Origin of the sequence: Streptomyces sp. NPDC004542 (genome assembly GCF_040610035.1) — a bacterium.
GTDB lineage: Bacteria > Actinomycetota > Actinomycetes > Streptomycetales > Streptomycetaceae > Streptomyces.
The window spans coordinates 1-17,433 of record NZ_JBEXLP010000084.1; the positions used below are offsets into that span (position 1 = coordinate 1).

17 protein-coding genes and 2 pseudogenes are annotated in these 17,433 nt (G+C 73.0%); 15 read left to right on the forward strand and 4 right to left on the reverse strand.

Annotation, left to right across the window (positions count from 1 at the left end; all coding sequences use genetic code 11):
• The first annotated feature begins 598 nt into the window (after nucleotides 1-598).
• The gene (locus ABZX30_RS30885) at nucleotides 599-739 is read left to right on the forward strand and encodes a hypothetical protein (RefSeq protein WP_355939360.1); all 141 of its coding nucleotides are present in this window, start codon (nucleotides 599-601) and stop codon (nucleotides 737-739) included.
• A gap of 389 nt (nucleotides 740-1,128) precedes the next feature.
• Here ABZX30_RS30885 and ABZX30_RS30890 read toward each other — a convergent pair whose 3' ends face one another.
• From ABZX30_RS30890 to ABZX30_RS30905, 4 genes are all read right to left on the reverse strand, one after another.
• Nucleotides 1,129-2,028 (reverse strand): LysR substrate-binding domain-containing protein, encoded by a 900-nt coding sequence (locus ABZX30_RS30890; protein WP_355939363.1) that lies wholly within the window; start codon nucleotides 2,026-2,028, stop codon nucleotides 1,129-1,131.
• A gap of 169 nt (nucleotides 2,029-2,197) precedes the next feature.
• A complete protein-coding gene (locus tag ABZX30_RS30895; protein WP_355939366.1) occupies nucleotides 2,198-2,929 on the reverse strand; it encodes a siderophore-interacting protein in 732 nt (243 codons plus the stop codon).
• 337 nt (nucleotides 2,930-3,266) lie between these two features.
• Nucleotides 3,267-3,740: a MaoC family dehydratase gene (locus tag ABZX30_RS30900; protein WP_355939369.1), complete on the reverse strand. Its 474-nt coding sequence runs from the start codon at nucleotides 3,738-3,740 to the stop codon at nucleotides 3,267-3,269.
• Nucleotides 3,741-3,771: 31 nt separating this feature from the next.
• The gene (locus ABZX30_RS30905; protein ID WP_355939372.1) at nucleotides 3,772-5,202 is read right to left on the reverse strand and encodes a class II 3-deoxy-7-phosphoheptulonate synthase; all 1,431 of its coding nucleotides are present in this window, start codon (nucleotides 5,200-5,202) and stop codon (nucleotides 3,772-3,774) included.
• Nucleotides 5,203-5,482: 280 nt separating this feature from the next.
• On the opposite strand from ABZX30_RS30905, the gene ABZX30_RS30910 reads away from it, so the two are divergent.
• From ABZX30_RS30910 to aroB, 14 genes and pseudogenes are all read left to right on the forward strand, one after another.
• Nucleotides 5,483-7,075, forward strand: coding sequence for a 4-hydroxyphenylacetate 3-hydroxylase N-terminal domain-containing protein (locus tag ABZX30_RS30910; RefSeq protein WP_355939375.1), 1,593 nt, complete (start codon nucleotides 5,483-5,485; stop codon nucleotides 7,073-7,075).
• Entirely contained in the window at nucleotides 7,072-7,626 is a 555-nt protein-coding gene (locus ABZX30_RS30915; RefSeq protein ID WP_355939377.1) for a flavin reductase family protein, read from the forward strand. Before ABZX30_RS30910 ends, ABZX30_RS30915 begins: the two co-directional genes overlap by 4 nt.
• Before the next feature lie 49 nt (nucleotides 7,627-7,675).
• Nucleotides 7,676-8,884: an FAD-dependent monooxygenase gene (locus tag ABZX30_RS30920; RefSeq protein WP_355939380.1), complete on the forward strand. Its 1,209-nt coding sequence runs from the start codon at nucleotides 7,676-7,678 to the stop codon at nucleotides 8,882-8,884.
• Between the two features lie 13 nt (nucleotides 8,885-8,897).
• On the forward strand, nucleotides 8,898-9,515 hold the full coding sequence (locus ABZX30_RS30925; protein WP_355939383.1) for a transferase hexapeptide repeat family protein: 618 nt from the start codon (nucleotides 8,898-8,900) through the stop codon (nucleotides 9,513-9,515).
• Nucleotides 9,516-9,570: 55 nt separating this feature from the next.
• Entirely contained in the window at nucleotides 9,571-10,551 is a 981-nt protein-coding gene (gene paaA, locus ABZX30_RS30930; protein ID WP_355939386.1) for a 1,2-phenylacetyl-CoA epoxidase subunit PaaA, read from the forward strand.
• Nucleotides 10,548-10,880 carry a 1,2-phenylacetyl-CoA epoxidase subunit PaaB gene (gene paaB / locus ABZX30_RS30935; RefSeq protein WP_355939389.1) on the forward strand — a complete coding sequence of 111 codons (333 nt, stop codon included), beginning with the start codon at nucleotides 10,548-10,550 and terminating at the stop codon, nucleotides 10,878-10,880. The genes paaA and paaB overlap by 4 nt, the downstream gene beginning before the upstream one ends.
• 66 nt (nucleotides 10,881-10,946) lie before the next feature.
• Complete coding sequence (gene paaC, locus ABZX30_RS30940) at nucleotides 10,947-11,831, forward strand: 1,2-phenylacetyl-CoA epoxidase subunit PaaC (RefSeq protein ID WP_355939392.1); 885 nt, start codon at nucleotides 10,947-10,949, stop codon at nucleotides 11,829-11,831.
• A gap of 59 nt (nucleotides 11,832-11,890) precedes the next feature.
• Nucleotides 11,891-12,376, forward strand: a complete 486-nt coding sequence (gene paaD / locus ABZX30_RS30945) for a 1,2-phenylacetyl-CoA epoxidase subunit PaaD (protein ID WP_355939427.1) — start codon at nucleotides 11,891-11,893, stop codon at nucleotides 12,374-12,376.
• Nucleotides 12,376-13,005 (forward strand): annotated as a pseudogene (locus tag ABZX30_RS30950) (FAD-binding oxidoreductase); the annotation flags it as partial. The gene paaD and the pseudogene ABZX30_RS30950, both read left to right, overlap by 1 nt.
• A 37-nt stretch (nucleotides 13,006-13,042) precedes the next feature.
• Nucleotides 13,043-13,726, forward strand: a complete 684-nt coding sequence (locus ABZX30_RS30955; RefSeq protein WP_355939429.1) for a hypothetical protein — start codon at nucleotides 13,043-13,045, stop codon at nucleotides 13,724-13,726.
• On the forward strand, nucleotides 13,723-14,907 hold the full coding sequence (gene aroC / locus ABZX30_RS30960) for a chorismate synthase (RefSeq protein WP_355939432.1): 1,185 nt from the start codon (nucleotides 13,723-13,725) through the stop codon (nucleotides 14,905-14,907). The genes ABZX30_RS30955 and aroC overlap by 4 nt, the downstream gene beginning before the upstream one ends.
• Nucleotides 14,904-15,734: pseudogene (locus ABZX30_RS30965) on the forward strand (shikimate dehydrogenase); the annotation flags it as partial. The gene aroC and the pseudogene ABZX30_RS30965, both read left to right, overlap by 4 nt.
• A 45-nt stretch (nucleotides 15,735-15,779) precedes the next feature.
• Entirely contained in the window at nucleotides 15,780-16,262 is a 483-nt protein-coding gene (locus ABZX30_RS30970) for a shikimate kinase (RefSeq protein ID WP_355939434.1), read from the forward strand.
• Nucleotides 16,259-17,362, forward strand: coding sequence for a 3-dehydroquinate synthase (gene aroB / locus ABZX30_RS30975; RefSeq protein ID WP_355939395.1), 1,104 nt, complete (start codon nucleotides 16,259-16,261; stop codon nucleotides 17,360-17,362). The genes ABZX30_RS30970 and aroB overlap by 4 nt, the downstream gene beginning before the upstream one ends.
• The last annotated feature ends 71 nt before the right edge of the window (nucleotides 17,363-17,433 follow it).

Here is a 17,433-nt window from a genome sequence, read left to right on the forward strand (position 1 = left end):
CGAACAGAACTGACCACTCGTCAGCTATCTCTCCCGTCACAAAGTGACCAACGACGCGCAACACTCCACGTCACGGAGTGTCGTTGCAGTACTAGGGGACGCGCGCAGGCGTCGTAGGGCGGAGATTCCCGACGCCGCCGAGGCGGAGACACCGGACGAGTGCGCCACTGCCACGGCGCTGACCCCCTGGGCCAGTGGGCGGTGCCGAAGCGTCCCATCGTGCTGGACACCCAGGTGACGGGCCTCGGCGGCGTTGTCCGGCCGTTCGCCGAAGCTCGGATTCCCCTGCTCACCCGAGTGGATGGGAGCGCCCGGCTGATCGTGGCGGACCGCGCGATGCCCGGGTACCGGGCGGGAGCGATCCCGGCCCGCCACATCATGGAGTCCGTGCAGGGCCTGCGCCGTCCGCTGGAGAGCCGGTGCGGTGTCCCACGCTGCTCGCGAAGAACTACACGGGCTCGATCACTGTCAGACTCACCGACGACACCCTCCATCTCAAGACCCCGGCCCTGGAACGCAGCATCCCCTCGTCCACTGTCACCAAGGTGGCGTACAACCCCTTCGCCTGGGCCGTACTGTCGCAGAAGTCGGGCGGCCCGTGCAGTCGGCGACCGTGCTCAAGGCACCCTTCAGCGAGACGGAACGCGTCGCATTCGACGCCTTCCTCACCGGGCTGCCCCACGTGAACCACCGGCACCACGGCACCAGCACGGACAAGACCCCGGCCGGCGGCCGATAGCCGAGGCCGTCGCCGCCCATCTCGCGCGGCAGTTCGTACGGCCCGCCGTCCGGCGAGCGGGGAGATCCGGTGGCGTGCCACCCCTTCCGAGAAGCACTCTGCTGGGCCCTGAGGAGCGGGCGGCCAACGAGACGATGACGATCTTCTCCTCGCGGACCGAACCCGGGTGCCCCCGGCTCGTCCTGGAACTCTGATCGACGTCGCCCGCCGACCGGGGGCGCATCTCTGCCCTGGCGAGGTCGCTTTCGGCGTCCGCCTGGGCGAACAGGGTGGTGAAGACCGTCGCCCAGGTGCCGTCTGCGGCCCGCTCCCGCCGGGTGTCGCCCGTCACCCCGGTCCCGGGCGACGGCGCGGCGCCCGCGGTGTGCCGAGGGTCTGTGCCGGCTCCGTCAGAGGGCCTTGAGCCGGCTCACGGATTCGAACGCCGCCCGGACATGGTCGCGCAGCCATCGGTGTGCGGTGTCGGCGTGGTTGCGGGGGTGCCAGGTCATGCCCAGGGGGAGGGGCGGCAGGTCGAGGGGGACCTCGAAGGTGACGAGTCCCAGGGCGCGGAGCCGGTCCGGGTCGATGCCGACGGGGGCCAGGCAGGTCAGATCGGTGCCCTGGACGGCGAGCAGCGCCGTGGTGAAGCCGGAGACGGTGGCCACGACGCGGCGGGACAGGTGGTGCGCCGCGAGCAGGGTGTCGACGGGGCCGCGGGTCACACCGTGCGGGGAGACGACGATGTGGTCGGCGGCGGCGAAGTCGTCGACCGTGACGGGGCCGGAGGCGAGAGGACGGCCGGCCGCCGCGACCCCCGTGAGTCTGCCGCCGGTGAGGGGCTCGACCAGGGTCTCCGGTCCGGTGCGGCCGAGGACGCCGATCTCCAGGTCCACCCGGCCGTCGCGCAGCGCGACGGTCCCTTCGGAGCCGTCGGACACGAAGTGCAGGCACACGCCGGGGGCGTGCCTGGCCAGTGCCGTCGTGAGCGGCGCGATCAGGTCGACCACGAAGGCGTCCGCCGCCTGGATGGTGAAGTCCCGTGTCAGGGGGGCCGGATCGAGCGGCTCGCCGGGCGTGAGGAGTTGCTGTGCCTGGCGGACGACTGCCCCTACCTCGCCACGCAGCGCCAGGGCGCGCGGGGTGGGCACGAGCCGCTGACCGGCGCGGACGAGGAGCGGGTCGCCGAGGGCGTGGCGGAGCCGGGTGAGGGTGCGGCTGGTGGCGGAGGGCGACAGGCGGAGTCTCTCCGCGGCCAGCGTGACGCTGTTGGTCTCCAGCAGCGCGTCGAGCGTCACCAGGAGATTCATGTCCGGTGTGTCCATGTGCCCATGACCGCCTGTCACTGGAGTAGGCCCCTCACTGGTGTCCGCCCCGCGGGGCGCGGAGTTCGTCGCGCTGACTGTTCGTGCGGTTGCGTGCCGGTCGTAGCCGGTCGTAGCCGGTCGTAGCCGTTTGGAGCTGATCGGAGCCGGTCGATCAGTCCGAGGCCAGTGGGTCGCGGTGGTCCGCCTCGTTCAGCTTCCAGTAGCCCTTCGCGTAGGAGCGGCGGCGGTCCAGGCCGATGCCCTCGGTGAAGAAACGCCGGATGTCCCGCACCGCGCCCGACTCCCCGGCCGCCCACGCCGCGATGCGCGTCGCGCCGACCGGGGCCTTGAGGACGGCGTCCCGCAGGGCCTCGCCCTTGGGCTGCCCGGGGGCCCGGTGGATCCAGTGGACGTCCAGGTCCGCCTGGGCGTCGATCTCCGTCTCGGCCTCGGGCCCCTCGACTTCGAGGTAGACGGTCGCCCGTGTGTGGCGGGGCAGGCTCTCGGCGATGGTGAGGACGGCGGGCTGGGCGCTCTCGTCGCCCGCCAGGAGGTAGCGCTCGACGTCCGGTTCGGGCCGGAAGGCCCCGCGGGGGGAGCTGAAGGCGACCTCCTGTCCGGGCGCGGCCGTCTCCGCCCACCGCGCCGCCGGTCCGTTGCCGTGCAGGACGACGTCGATGTCGAGAAGCGCGTCGGCGGCGGAGTGGGCGCGCACGGTGTAGGCGCGGCCGACGGTCTGCCCGTCGCGCGGGTCGGTCACGAACAGCTTGATCCACTGGGTCGGTTCGACGTCGGGGAAGTCCGACAGGACCGGCCCGCCCAGGGAGATGCGCGCCATGCGGGGAGCGATGCGGACGACCGACCGCACGGTGGCGGTGTGGCGGGTCCGGCGTGCGCGGAACATGTGAGGAACGCCTTTCGCAGGAGGCTGCCCCGGTGATGTGGGGAGGGGAGCGGCGGTCATCCCGGGGGCGGGGTGCCGCAGGCCGGTGTCGGTGCGGTGTGGGAGAGCCGACGGACGAGGCCGTGTCCGGGAACCGTCCGGTCGTGCAGGCGTGGGGTAAGCCGGGCCTCGCCGTCACGTGCCGGAGTCGGCCGACCGCGATGACGGGGGGTTCTCCCGGTCGGCCGACTCCCGAAAGAATAGACGCAACGGTGCGTATTGTCAAAGGCCTGTTCCTCCCCGCGGGGGAGTGGGCGGGAAGGAACAGGAGCGGGCGGGGCGGGGGCAAAGGACCGGCTCAGACCCGCGCGGTCCCGCCGGCCCCCGCCTCGGCCGGCACGCACCCGAACAGCAGCCGGGTGCGCATGCGGTAGACGGGCTCGCCCCGCTGGTTGTCCGCTTCGACGACGAAGCGGACGGTGCCGATGCCCGGGCGCCTGGGATGGGGCGCCGCCGCCTCCACCGTGGCCCGCCCGCGCAGTTCGTCCCCGGGGCGGACCGGGCGCAGGAAGCGGACCTCGTCCATGCCGTACGAGCCCTGGCACGAGGAGTCGGCGAGCAGCGCGCGGACGAACTGCCCCATGACCACCGCCCCCGTGTGCCAGCCGCTGGCCACCAGGCCCCCGAACGGGGAGGTGCGCGCCACCACCGGGTCCAGATGGAAGGGCATGGGATCCCAGGAACGCGCGTAGCCGATGATGTCCTCGCTGGTGAGCCGGGTGCTGCCCAGCTCGTGGACATCCCCTTCGGGAAAGTTCTCGAAGTGCCGCACGACGGTGCTCCTTCGGTCTCGGGGCGGGTGCTCAGGTGAGGGAGACCGAGTAGTCCGCGAACGCCGGCAGTTCCCGCCGTTGCGGTATGCGGCCGGGCCAGGGCGGCGTCAGACGGCGCTTCTCGGCGCTGTACCACTCGGCGACCCGGAAGGCCAGGTCCAGCGACTGCCCGCGGTTGAGACGGGGGTCGCAGGCGGTCTCGTAGCGCAGGTGCAGGTGGTCGGAGCGGATCTCGTCGCCGCCGCCCACGCATTCGGTGACGTCCTCGCCGGTGAGTTCCACGTGGACGCCGCCGGGGTGCGAGCCCAGGGCCCGGTGCACCTCGAAGAAGCCGGTGATCTCGTCGAGGATGTCCTCGAAATGCCGGGTCTTGTGCCCGCTGGGCGCGGTGAAGGTGTTGCCGTGCATGGGGTCGCACGCCCACACCACCTGGGCACCCTCGGCGCGCGCGGCCTCGACGAGGGCGGGCAGCCGGTCGCGCACCTTCTCGCGCCCCATCCGCGAGATGAATGTCAGACGCCCCGGAGTGCGCTGCGGATCGAGGCGGTCGATCAGGACCCGCACGTCGTCGGCGCCGGCCCCCGGGCCGAGCTTGACCCCGACGGGATTGCTCACCTGCTCCGCGAACGCGAGGTGGGCGCCGTCGAGCTGACGGGTCCGCTCCCCGATCCAGAGCATGTGCCCGGACAGGGCGTAGCGGCGCCCGGTGTCGGGATCGGTGCGCAGCAGGGCCGACTCGTAGTCCAGCAGCAGGGCCTCGTGGCTGGCGAACATCTCCGAGGTGCGCAGGGTGGAGGTGTTCATGCCACAGGCGCGGATGAACCCGAGGGTGGCGTCGATCCCGTCGGCCAGCCGCTCGTAGCGGCGGCCGGCCGGGGACAGCGCCACGAAGTCGCGGTTCCACTCGTGGACATGGCCGAGATCAGCGTGCCCGGCCGCCGTGTAGGCGCGCAGCACGTTGAGCGTCGCCGCCGACGCGTGGTAGACGTGCCGCAGCCGCTCCGGATCGGGCGTGCGGGCCGCGGCGGTGAAGTCCAGGCCGTTCACCGCGTCCCCGCGGTACGAGGGCAGGGTGACGCCGTCCCGGGTCTCGCTGGGCTGCGAGCGGGGTTTGGCGTACTGACCGGCGAGCCGGCCCACCTTCACGACGGGGACGGCGGCGGCGTACGTGAGGACGGCGGCCATCTGGCAGAGGACCTCCAGCTTGCCCCGGACGGAGTGTGCGTTCACCGTGTCGAGCGTCTCGGCGCAGTCACCGCCCTGGAGCAGGAACGCCTCGCCCCGGGCCACCTCGCCGAGCCGTTCCAGGAGGGTGTCGCACTCACGCGCGAACACCAGGGGTGGCGCGCTGCTCAGCGCCGCCACCGTCGTGCGCAGGGCGGCCGGATCGGGCCAGTCGGGCTGCTGTGCCGCGGGCAGGGCCCGCCATGATTCGGGAGACGAGTGCTCAACATTGTCCACGGAGAAAACCTCAACGCCTTCTGTTCCGAGGGCCGGGTACCGGGTTGCGGACGGCTGCCGGGCGCAGCGTGACACGGGCGGGCCGGCCGTGTGCAGCGGGCCGTTGAGGCTAGAAGGACGGATCTAATACCAGGGCACTAGCCCCAGCGGCCGACTGTTGAGGCCGGTTCGCCTCCTGAAGGATTTCGCCGGACGCAAGGAACCGGCGCGGTGGGCCGCGTCTCCTGTCTCCGCCCGCCTGCCCCCGTTCATACGACCGGCCTCGAAAGGTGATCCCTCCATGACCAGCACCAGCACGTTGCCCGGGACCGTGACCCGACCGCAGACCGGGGACGAGTACCTGCAGAGCCTGCGGGACGGCCGAGAAGTACGGATCTACGGGGAGCGGGTGGAGGACGTCACGGCGCACCCCGCGTTCCGCAACAACGCCCGCATGGTGGCCCGCCTGTACGACGCGCTGCACGACCCCGAGCGCAACAGCAAGCTGGTGGTGCCCACCGACACGGGCAACGGCGGGTTCACCCACCCCTACTTCAAGGCCCCTTACACCTCGGGGGACTTGAGGGCGTCCGCGCGTGCCATGGAGGAGTGGGCGCGGATGACGTACGGCTGGCTCGGGCGCACCCCGGACTTCAAGGCCGCCTTCCTGTCCACGCTGGGATCCAACAAGGACCACTACGCCCCGTTCGAGGACAACGCGGCCACCTGGTACCGCAAGGCCCAGGAGAACGTCCTGTTCATCGGCCACGGCATCGTCAACCCGCCGATCGACCGCAACCGCGGGCTCACCGAACTCGGGGACGTCATGCTGACGGTGGACCGGGAGACGGACGCGGGCCTGATCGTGTCCGGGGCCAAGGTGGTGGGTACCGGCGCCGCCCTCACCCAGCACATCTTCGTCGGGAACTACGGGCGCATCCCGGACGGAGGCAAGGACTTCTCCGCGTACTTCATCGTGCCGACGGACAGCCCCGGCCTGAAGATCATCGCCCGGCCCTCGTACGAGTTCGCCGCGGCCACCGTCAGCAGCCCTTTCGACCAGCCGCTGAGCAGCCGGTTCGACGAGAACGACGGCATCCTCGTCTTCGACAAGGTGCTCATCCCCTGGGAGAACGTCTTCTGCTACGACGTGGACAAGGCGAACAACTTCTTCTACGGCTCGGGATTCTTCTACCGCGCCATGTTCCACGCCTGCGTCCGCTTCGCCGTGAAGATGGACTTCATGACCGGCCTGCTGGCCAAGGGACTGGAGACCACCGGCACGTCGGAGTTCCGCGGCGTGCAGAGCCGGCTCGGCGAAGTGCTCGCCTACCGCAACATGTTCTGGGCGCTCGTGGACTCCATGGCCGAGAACCCGACCAAGTGGCCCGACGGCACCGTCACCCCCAACGGAGAGTCCGCGCTGGCCTTCCGCGTGCTGTCCTCCTCGATCTTCCCCAAGGTCCGCGAGATCTTCCTGCGGGACCTGGGCAGCGCGCTGATCTACAACAACTCCCACGCCCGCGACTGGTCGAACCCCGAGGTCCGCCCCTACCTGGACCAGTACGTCCGAGGCCTGGGCGTCGAGGCCATCGACCGGGTCAAGCTCATGAAGCTGGCCTGGGACGCCGTCGGCACCGAGTTCGGCGCCCGGTGGGAGCTGTACGAGATGAACTACGCCGGCAACCACGAGCAGATCCGCTTCGAGGCGCTCCACGCCCAGCAGGCCTCGGGCAAGTTCGACGGCTACAAGAAGCTCGTGGACCAGTGCCTGTCGGAGTATGACGAGCACGGCTGGAAGGTCCCGGATCTCCTCAACCCCGGTGACGTCACCGTGATCGGCGACGCAGCGGCCGGGCGGGCCCCCGCGGCCCCCGCCGAGGCCACGCGGTGACCACCCCGACGACACGCGCCGCCGCGACCCGGGAGCTCGACTGCACCGAGCCTCTGGACGGGGCCCAGCTGCGGCGCATACTCGGCCAGTTCGTCACCGGAGTGTGCGCGGTGACCACCCGCTTCGACGGCCCGGCCGGGCCCGGACACGACGCCATCGCGGTGAACTCGTTCACCTCCGTCTCGCTGGACCCTCCCCTGGTCTCCATGTGCCTGCGCGGCGACTCCACGTTCCTGGAGCGGGTGCGCGCGACCGGCCAGTGGGCCGTCTCCTTCCTGGGACACCACGCGCGCCCCCTGGTCGGCGTGCTCACCGCGCCCGCCGCGCAGCGCCCCCCGGTGGACCAGAGCGCCCAGTGGTCGGTCGGGCCGCGCACCGGATGCCTGGTGCTGCCCGACGGGCCCGGGACCCTCGAATGCGCGCTCCACCTGACCCAGCCGCTCGGCGACCACGTGCTCGTCGTGGGGCGCGTCCTCGGGGCGTCCGCCGGCGACACGGAGCCCCTGGTCTTCCACCGGGGCGCCTTCACCCAAGTCACCCCGCTCCGGTGAGCGGGCCGGCACCGACCGGGCGGACCCGGCGGACACGGAAGGAGACAGCATGGCCGGCAGACGCCCGTGCGTGGCGGTAGTGGGCGGCGGCATCGGTGGCCTGGCCACCGCCATCGGCCTGCGGCGACGCGGGGTCGACGCGGTGGTGTACGAGCAGTCCCGCGCGGTGGCCCCCCAGGGCGCCGGGATCGCCGTCGGTGCGAACGGGCACCGCATGCTGCGGGAGCTGGGTGTCGCGCGGCGGCTCCAGGACTCGGCCGTCGCACCCCTGCGTGCCGACTTCCGGCACTGGAGCACCGGCCGGCGCATGGTGGTCCACGCGCTGTCCGGAGCGTACGAGGAACGCTTCAAGGCCCCGTTCTGGACGGTGGAACGCTCCGCGGTCCAGCAGGCGCTCCTGGCGGAACTCGGTCCGGAACACGTACGCCTGGGCGCTCGCTGCGCCGCGGTCGAGGACACCGGCCACGGCGCGGTGATCCGGTTCGCGGACGGAACCGAGGCCGAGGCCGACGCGGTCGTCGGCGCCGACGGCATCCACTCCGCCGTGCGCGACAGCGTCTTCGGTCCCGAGGCCGCCGTGTTCTCCGGCACCAGCGGGTACCGCGCGCTGATCCCCATGGAGCGCCTGGCCCACCTGCCCGAACTCGCCGAACCCGTCCTCTGGCTTTGGCTGGGGCCGGGCCGGCACTTCATCGCCTACCCCGTGGCCGGCGGCCGGGCCCTGAACTTCCTGGCCGTGGTCCCCGACCGCGACTGGCTGATCGAGTCCTGGTCCACCCAAGGTGAGACGTCCGAGCTGCTGGCCGCCTTCGACGGATGGCACCCGTTCGTCACGGCGGTCCTGGCGGCCTGCGAACGTCCCTCACGCTGGGCCCTCTACGACAGGGAACCGCAGCGCACCTGGAGCCGGGGCCGCGTCACCCTGCTCGGCGACGCGGCCCACGCCATGCTGCCCCACCACGGACAGGGCGCGAACCAGGCACTGGAAGACGCGGTGGTCCTCGCCCACGTCCTCGGCGGCGCCACCCCGCGGACGGTCACCGAAGCCTTACGCGCGTACGAGCAGATCCGGCGACCGCGAACCCGCCTGCTGCAGGCGGGTTCCCGCAAGAACGCCGGCTGCTTCCAGCTCCCCGACGGCCCCGAGGCGCAGGCGCGCAACGAGCGCCTGGCCGCGCTGCCCGACGACCTCGCCTGGATCCACGGGCACGACGCACTCGGCCTGCTCGGGCCTGCTTCGGCCTCGGCTCCGGTCTGACACCAGAAGGGCGATGACAGCCATGGCCAAGATCTACTCCTTCGAGGGAAACGTGCCGGTCGTGCACCCCACGGCCTTCGTGCACCCCGACGCCGTGCTGATCGGCTCCGTCGACGTCGGGCCGCGCTGCTACGTCGGACCCCTCGCGAGCCTGCGCGGCGACTTCGGGCACGTGGAACTGCGCGCGGGGTCCAACGTGCAGGACGGCTGCGTCCTGCACTGCTTCCCCGGAGCCGACACCGTGGTGGAGGAGGACGGCCACGTGGGACACGGATCGGTACTGCACGGATGCCGGGTCGGCCGCGACAGCCTCGTCGGCATGAAGGCCGTACTGATGGACGGGGTCGTCGTCGGCGCGCAGGCGTTCGTCGGCGCGAGCAGCTTCGTCAAGGCCGGCTTCCACGTTCCGGAGCGGCACCTCGTCGCCGGCAGCCCGGCCAAGGTGATCCGCGAGCTGACCGCGGACGAGACCGCCTGGAAGAGCAACGGCACCGCCCAGTACCAGCAGCTCGCACAGCGCTGCCTCACCGGCCTCCACCCCGCGCGGGCGGCGCGGACACCGGCCGCCCCGCGCCCGGCCGGCCAGGCCGAACCCGAACACGTCACGCTGCACGCGTTCCGGGCCCGCTGAGACCGGCGGGCCGCGAACACGGGTGATCACCGACCAGGAAGGCAGGTGAGGACGGATGACGACGACCACGGCCGAGGAGACCGATCCGCTCCAGCGGCACTTCGACCGGACCATCGCCGAGGACGGCCGCATCGAACCCAGGGACTGGATGCCCGAGGCCTACCGGGCGACGCTGGTGCGGCAGATCGCCCAGCACGCCCACTCCGAGATCATCGGCATGCAGCCCGAGGCCGCGTGGCTGGCCGCCGCACCCAGCCTGCGCCGCAAGGCGATCCTGCTGGCGAAGGTCCAGGACGAGGCCGGACACGGCCTGTACCTCTACTCCGCGGCCGAGACACTCGGCGCCGTCCGGGAAGAACTCACCCGGCGCCTCATCGACGGCCGGCAGAAGTACTCCTCCGTCTTCAACTACGCGACGACCGACTACGCCGACGTCGGAGTCATCGGCTGGCTGGTCGACGGCGCGGCCATCTGCAACCAGGTCCCGCTCTGCCGCACCTCGTACGGCCCCTACGGCCGCGCGATGGTGCGGATCTGCAAGGAGGAGTCCTTCCACCAGCGGCAGGGCTACGAACTCCTCGCGACGATGATGCGCGGCTCCGCACAGCAGCGCCGCGCCGTCCAGGAGGCCACCGACCGCTGGTGGTGGCCCGCCCTGATGATGTTCGGCCCGCCCGACGAGCGTTCCCGCAACACGGCCCGCTCCATGGCGTGGCGGATCAAGCGGCACACCAACGACGAACTGCGCCGGCGTTTCGTCGACATGACCGTCCCGCAGGCCCGCGCCCTCGGGATCAGCGTCCCCGACCCCGACCTGCGCTGGAACGAGGAGCGCGGCGGCTACGACTTCGGCACCCCGGACTGGGACGAGTTCGACCGGGTCGTGCGGGGCGACGGACCGTGCAACGCGGAGCGGATCGCCCGGCGCAGGGCCGCCCACGACGACGGCGCCTGGGTCCGCGAGGCCGCCGCCGCCCACGCGGCGAAGCATCCCGGCGAGGACCGCGCGCGGCGACCGGAGGGCGAGGCCCGATGAAAAGCACCGGCGACGGCACCGACGACGGCGCCGTTCCCCCGCCCGGCCCGGGCTCCTGGCCGCTGTACGAGGTGTTCCTCAGGCCGCGCCGCGGCCTGAGCCACACCCACGTCGGCTCGCTGCGCGCCCCCGACCGGGCGACGGCCCTGCTCAACGCGCGGGATCTGTACACCCGCCGCAACGAAGGCGTGAGCATCTGGGTGGTCCGCACCGACGCCCTGGCCGCCAGCAGCCCCGACGAGAAGGATCCCTACTTCGGCCCCAGCCAGGACAAGGCGTACCGCAACCCCACCTTCTACCGGATCCCCGATGACGTACCCCACATCTGACACACCCCGGCCACCGGCGCCCGCGGCGGACCCCGCCACCCGCCACGGCAGAACGCGAGAGGCACGATGAACGATCAGCCGCCGTCGGACACCGTCCTCGCCGACCTCGACCTGGAGGGGACCTTCGGCACCGGCTTCGACGTCTTTGTCCCCGAACTGGAGGCGGACGTCCCGGACGGGGCGGACCCGCGGGACCTCTTCGCCTACTGCCTGATGCTCGGGGACGACGCGCTGGTCTTCACCCAGCGGCTCATCGGATGGTGCACCCGCGCCCCCGAACTGGAGGTCGAGGTGGCCCTCGCCAACTTCGGCCTGGACCTGCTCGGGCAGGCCCGGCTGCTGCTCGGCCGGGCCGGACACGTCGAGCGGGCCGGCCGCGACGAGGACGCCCTGGCGTTCCTGCGCGGACCGGAGGCCTACCGCAACGTGCGGTTCGCCGAGGACGCGCACGCCGACTTCGCCGACTGTGTGCTGCGCCTGCTCGTCTTCTCCACCTGGCGCGGCGTCCTCCTGTCCAGACTCACCTCGGCCCCCGACCTCGCGCTGGCCGCGGTCTCGGTCCGCGGGGTGCGGGAACTCGCCTACCACCGGGAGTTCGCGGCGCACTGGACGGCGCGACTCGGCGACGGCACGGAGCGGTCACGCCGGCGCACCCTGCGGGCCTGGCGCGGGCTGCGGCCGCTGCTCCAGGAACTGTTCGTCACCCACGACGTGGAACGCCGACTGGCCGCGGCGGGCTGCGCCGTGCCGGCCGCCGACCTGCGGGCCGAGGTCGAACAGGCGCTGGCGGCGGCGCTCGCCCCCGCGGACATCGCCCTGTACGACCCGGTGGCACCCGCCGTGCCGGGCCCGCGCGCGACCGGCCGCGACAGCCGCCCCGGAGACGCCCTCACGGAGCTCCTCACCGAGATGCAGAGCGTGGCCCGCGCCTATCCGGGAGCCGTCTGGTGAGCGCCGCCCGGCAGACCGGCACGGCCCCGCACGACGGCCGGCCCGCGACGCACACCGACATCTGCCGCCGCGCCGCCGAGGGCGTCACCGACCCCGAGCTGCCCATGCTGACCCTCGCCGAACTCGGCGTGCTGCGCGCGGTGGTGGTCCTGCCCTCGGGCCGGGTCCGGGTGGACATCACCCCCACCTACACGGGATGCCCGGCGACCGAGACCATCCGCGACGACCTCGCCGCCGGCATCCGGGCGCACGGCTACAAGGACGTCGAGATCCGCACGCTGCTGGACCCGCCGTGGTCCACCGAGTGGATCACCGAATCCGGCCGCACGAAGCTGCGCGAACACGGCATCAGCCCGCCGGGCCCCCGGCCCGCACCCCCGGGACCGGTCCCGCTGCCGCTGCCCGGCCTGCGGCACCGCCCCGCCTGTCCGCGCTGCGCGAGCACCGACACGGCGGAGACGTCCCGGTTCGGCGCCACGGCCTGCAAGTCCCTGTGGCGCTGCCGGTCGTGCCAGGAGCCCTTCGAACACTTCAAGGAGATCTGATGGCCCCGCCCGAGACGCCCGCCCCGTCCCGGTCCGAGGCGTCAGCCGCGGCCCGCCGCGCCCGGCGGGCCTTTCACCCGCTGACCGTGTCCGCGGTCGACCGGCTGTGCCCGGACGCGGCGGCGATCTCCTTCGAGGCACCCGCCGGCCTGGCGGACCTCTTCACCTTCCGCGCCGGGCAGGCACTGACCGTGCGACGGATCGTCGACGGACGTGAACAGCGGCGCAGCTACTCGATCTGCTCCCCCGAGGGCACCCCGCCGCGCATCGGCGTACGCAGGATCGACGGCGGCGCGGTCTCCGGCTGGCTCGTCGACGAACTGCGGCCGGGGGACCGGGTCGAGGCACAGCCGCCGAACGGCGGATTCACCACCGACCTCACCCGCGCGGCCACCCACGTCATGGTGGCGGCCGGCTCGGGCATCACCCCCATGCTGTCCCTGGCGGCGACGGCCTTGTGCACCCCGTCGTCCACCGTCGCGCTGTTCTACGGCAACCGGGGCGGCGGCACCACGATGTTCGTGGACGAACTGGCCGACCTCAAAGACCGCTACCCGGAGCGGTTCTCCCTGACCCACGTGCTGTCCAGGGAGGGGCGCCCCGCCGAACTCCTCACCGGCCGCCTGGACGAGTACGTCGCCGAGCACACCGGCGGCGAGGGCTTCGATGTCGTCGTGGGAGGACGGTTCGTTCGAGGCCGAGCCCGGCGGGTACACCGCCGCCGACACGTTGGTGGAACCGGACGCTTCCACGGCGTCGTACGTCCTCGTCGCGGCCGCGGTCACCGGCCGCACCGTGACCGTCCCGGGCCTCGGCTCCGCGAGCCTGCAAGGGGACACGCGGTTCGCCGCCGTGCTGGCGCGGACCGGCGCGCGGGTCCGGACGGACCGGAACGCGACCACGGTGACCGGCGGCGAACGGCTGCGCGGCGGCTTCACCGTCGACATGGGCGAGATCTCGGACACGTTCATGACCCTGGCCGCGATCGCGCCACTCGCCGACGCGCCCGTCACCATCCGCGGCATCGGGCACGCACGGCTGAAGGAGTCGGACCGCATCGACGCGGTGGCGGAGAACCTCCGGGCCTGCGGCGTCCGGTGCGAGGAAGCCGCGGACTGGATCACCGTCCACCCGGGCGTTCCGCGCCCGACGCGGATCTCCTGCCGCCGGGACCACCGGATCGCGATGGCCTTCTCGGTCCTCGGACTCGCCGTACCCGGGACGATCTCGCTGGACGACCCGGCGTGTGTGGCGAAGACCTTCCCGGGCTTCCACGCCGAGATGAGGCGGCTGTTCCCACAGTACGAACTCCCTTGGAAGACCACTACGCTGACGGAGGAGCACCGGTGAGCAGGCTGCGCTGGCTGACCGCGGGGGAGTCGCACGGCCCCGCACTCGTGGCGACGCTGGAGGGGCTTCCCGCCGGCGTCGCGATCACCACCGGGATGGTCTCGGACCACCTGGCCCGGCGGCGCCTCGGACACGGGCGCGGGGCGCGGATGGCGTTCGAGCGGGACGAGGTCACCTTCCTCGGCGGCGTACGGCACGGCCTGACCCTCGGTTCCCCGGTCGCGGTGATGGTGGCGAACACCGAGTGGCCGAAGTGGGAGCAGGTGATGGCGGCCGACCCGGTGGACGCCGGGATCCTCCGTGACCTGGCGCGCAACGCGCCGCTGACCCGGCCGCGCCCCGGCCACGCCGACCTGGCCGGGATGCAGAAGTACGGGTTCGACGAGGCCCGGCCGATCCTGGAACGCGCCTCCGCCCGGGAGACCGCGGCCCGCGTCGCGCTGGGCGCGATCGCGCGGTCCTTCCTGACGGCGACGACCGGGACCGAGATCGTCTCCCATGTCGTCGAGCTGTGCTCGGTGAAGACGCCGCGGGATGTCCACCCGACGCCGGCCGACGTGGAGAGGCTCGACGCCGACCCGCTGCGTTGCCTGGACGCGGACGCGTCCAAGGCGATGGTGGCCGAGGTCGACCAGGCCCACAAGGACGGTGACACCGTGGGCGGCGTCGTCGAGGTGCTGGCGTACGGCGTGCCGGTGGGCCTGGGCTCGCACGTGCACTGGGACCGAAGGCTGGACGCCCGCCTGGCCGGTGCGCTCATGGGCATCCAGGCCGTCAAGGGGGTCGAGATCGGCGACGGATTCACACTGGCCCGGGTGCCGGGGTCGAGGGCGCACGACGAGATCGTGAACACCGCCGGCGGCATCCGCCGTGCCTCCGGCCGCGCCGGCGGCACCGAAGGCGGCCTGAGCACAGGTGAGTTGCTGCGGGTGCGGGCGGCGATGAAGCCGATCGCGACCGTGCCGCACGCCCTGAGGACCGTCGACGTGGCGACGGGGGAGGCCGCGCGGGCCCACCACCAGCGATCCGACGTCACCGCCGTCCCGGCCGCCGGGATCGTGGCCGAGGCCATGGTCGCGCTGGTCCTGGCGGACGCGGTCGCGGAGAAGTTCGGCGGCGACAGCGTGCCGGAGACCCGCCGCAACGTGCGGTCCTACCTCGACAGCCTGTACATCCGGTGACCGCCGGCCAGGGCCAGGGCCGACGCCGGGCCGCGGTGCTGGGATCGCCGATCGCCCACTCCCTGTCGCCCGCGCTGCACCGTGCCGCGTACCGTGCGCTGGAACTCGACGGTCTGTGGACGTACGGCCGTTTCGACGTCGACGAGGCGACGCTGCCCGGATTCCTGGCGGGACTCGGCCCCGAGTGGGCCGGGCTGTCGCTGACGATGCCGCTCAAGCGGGCGGTGATCCCCCTGCTCGACGAGGTCAGCGAGCGGGCACGCGCCGTCGAGGCGGTCAACACCGTGGTGTTCACCACCGACGGCGGGCGCCGGGGCGACAACACCGACATCCCGGGGATGGTCGCCGCGCTGCGCGAACGCGGGATCGGGAACGTCGGCTCCGCCGTGATCCTCGGCGGCGGCGCCACGGCCGCCTCGGCCCTGGCCGCACTGGCCGAGCTGGGAGCCGGCGAGGTCGTGGTCCACGTCCGCGGCGCGGCCCGCGCGGCGCAGACCGCCGAGTGGGGCCGGCGACTGCGGGTGCCGGTCCGCACCGAGCCGTGGGAAGACGCGGCGGCGGGCCTCCGCGCGCCCCTGGTGATCGCGACCACTCCGGCCGGAGCGACGGATGCCCTGGTGTCCGCGGTGCCGGAGAGCCCCGGCACCTTGTTCGACGTGTTGTACGAGCCGTGGCCGACGGCCCTCGCGGCGCGGTGGGCGGCGCGCGGCGGCAGCGTCGTCGGCGGAATCGACCTGCTGCTCCACCAGGCGGCACTCCAGGTGGAGCAGATGACGGGGCGCGGCCCGGCGCCGCTGGAGGCGATGCGCCGGGCCGCGCCGCGGGCGACGGGGAGCGGGGGGCGCCGCCCCGAGGTGGTCCTGGTCGGCCCGATGGGGGTGGGCAAGTCGACGGTGGGAAGCCTGCTCGCCGAGCGGCTCGGCTGCCCGTTCCGGGACACCGACGACGACATCGTGGCCGCGCGGGGCCGCGCCGTCGCGGACATCTTCGCCGACGAGGGCGAGGCCGCGTTCCGGATGCTGGAGAAGGCGGCCGTCGCCGCGGCGCTGGAAGAACACGAGGGCGTCCTCGCGCTCGGCGGCGGCGCGGTCCTGGACGGCGGCACGCGTGAACTGCTCGCCGCACACACGGTGGTCCATCTCTCGATGGGCGTCGAGGAGGCGGCCGGCCGGGCCGCTCTGGACGTGTCCCGGCCGCTGCTCGCGGACCACTCCCTCGACCGGTGGCGGGCGCTGGCGGAGGAACGCCGCCCGCTGTACGCCGAGGTCGCGTCGGCGGTCGTCGCCACCGACGGCCGCACACCCGCGGAAGTCGTCCAAGCCGTCATCGACACACTGGAGTGGAGACCGAGATGAGTGAGCCGACGGCGCCGCGGGTCACCCGCATCCAGGTCGGCGGATCCGCGGGGACCGACCCGTACGAGGTGCTGGTGGGGCGTCGGCTCGCCGGCGAGCTGGGCGGGCTGATCGGCGGGCGGGCCCGACGCGTCGCCCTCGTGCACCCGCGGGCACTGGCCGGGACCGCCGAGGCGCTCCGCGCGGACCTGGCAGGTCAGGGCCTGCGGTCCGTCGCCGTCCAGGTCCCCGACGCGGAGCGGGCCAAGACCGCCGAGGTCGCCGCCCGCTGCTGGCGGACGCTCGGCCGGTCCGGCTTCACCCGCTCCGACGTGATCGTCGCGGTCGGCGGCGGCACGACCACCGACCTCGCCGGGTTCGTGGCCGCGACCTGGCTGCGCGGGGTGCGCTGGATCGCCGTGCCCACCACCGTGCTCGCCATGGTGGACGCGGCCGTCGGCGGCAAGACCGGCGTCAACACCGCCGAGGGCAAGAACCTCGTCGGCGCCTTCCACCCGCCGGCCGGCGTGCTCTGCGAACTGGCCGTCCTCGACTCGCTGCCCGCCGACGACTTCGTGTCGGGACTGGCGGAGGTCGTCAAGGCCGGGTTCATCGCCGACGAACGGATACTGGAGCTGATCGAGGAGGACCCGCCTGCGGCGCGCACGCCCGCCGGGCCGCACACCGCCGAACTGATCGAGCGCGCCATCAGGGTCAAGGCCGAGGTGGTCTCCGGTGACCTGAGGGAATCCGGGCCGCGCGAGATCCTCAACTACGGCCACACCCTGGCCCACGCCATCGAGAGGAACGAGCGCTACCGGTGGCGCCACGGGGCCGCCGTCTCCGTCGGTCTGCGGTTCGCCGCGGAACTCGGCCGTCTGGCAAACCGGTTGGACGACGCGACCGCCGACCGGCACCGCACCGTGCTGGAGGCGGTGGGGCTGCCCGTCTCGTACCGCCACGACCAGTGGCCCAGGCTGCTGGAGACCATGAGGGTCGACAAGAAGTCCCGGGGCGACCTGCTGCGCTTCATCGTCCTCGACGGCCTCGGCAGGCCGGCCGTCCTCGAAGGCCCCGACCCGGCCCTCCTGCGCGCCGTGTACGGCGAAGTCTCGGCGTGACCGGTGAGGGGACGGGCAGAGCGGGTGAGGGGCCGGGCCGGGCCGGTCCCCGGCGGTGGGGCCGAGGGAGG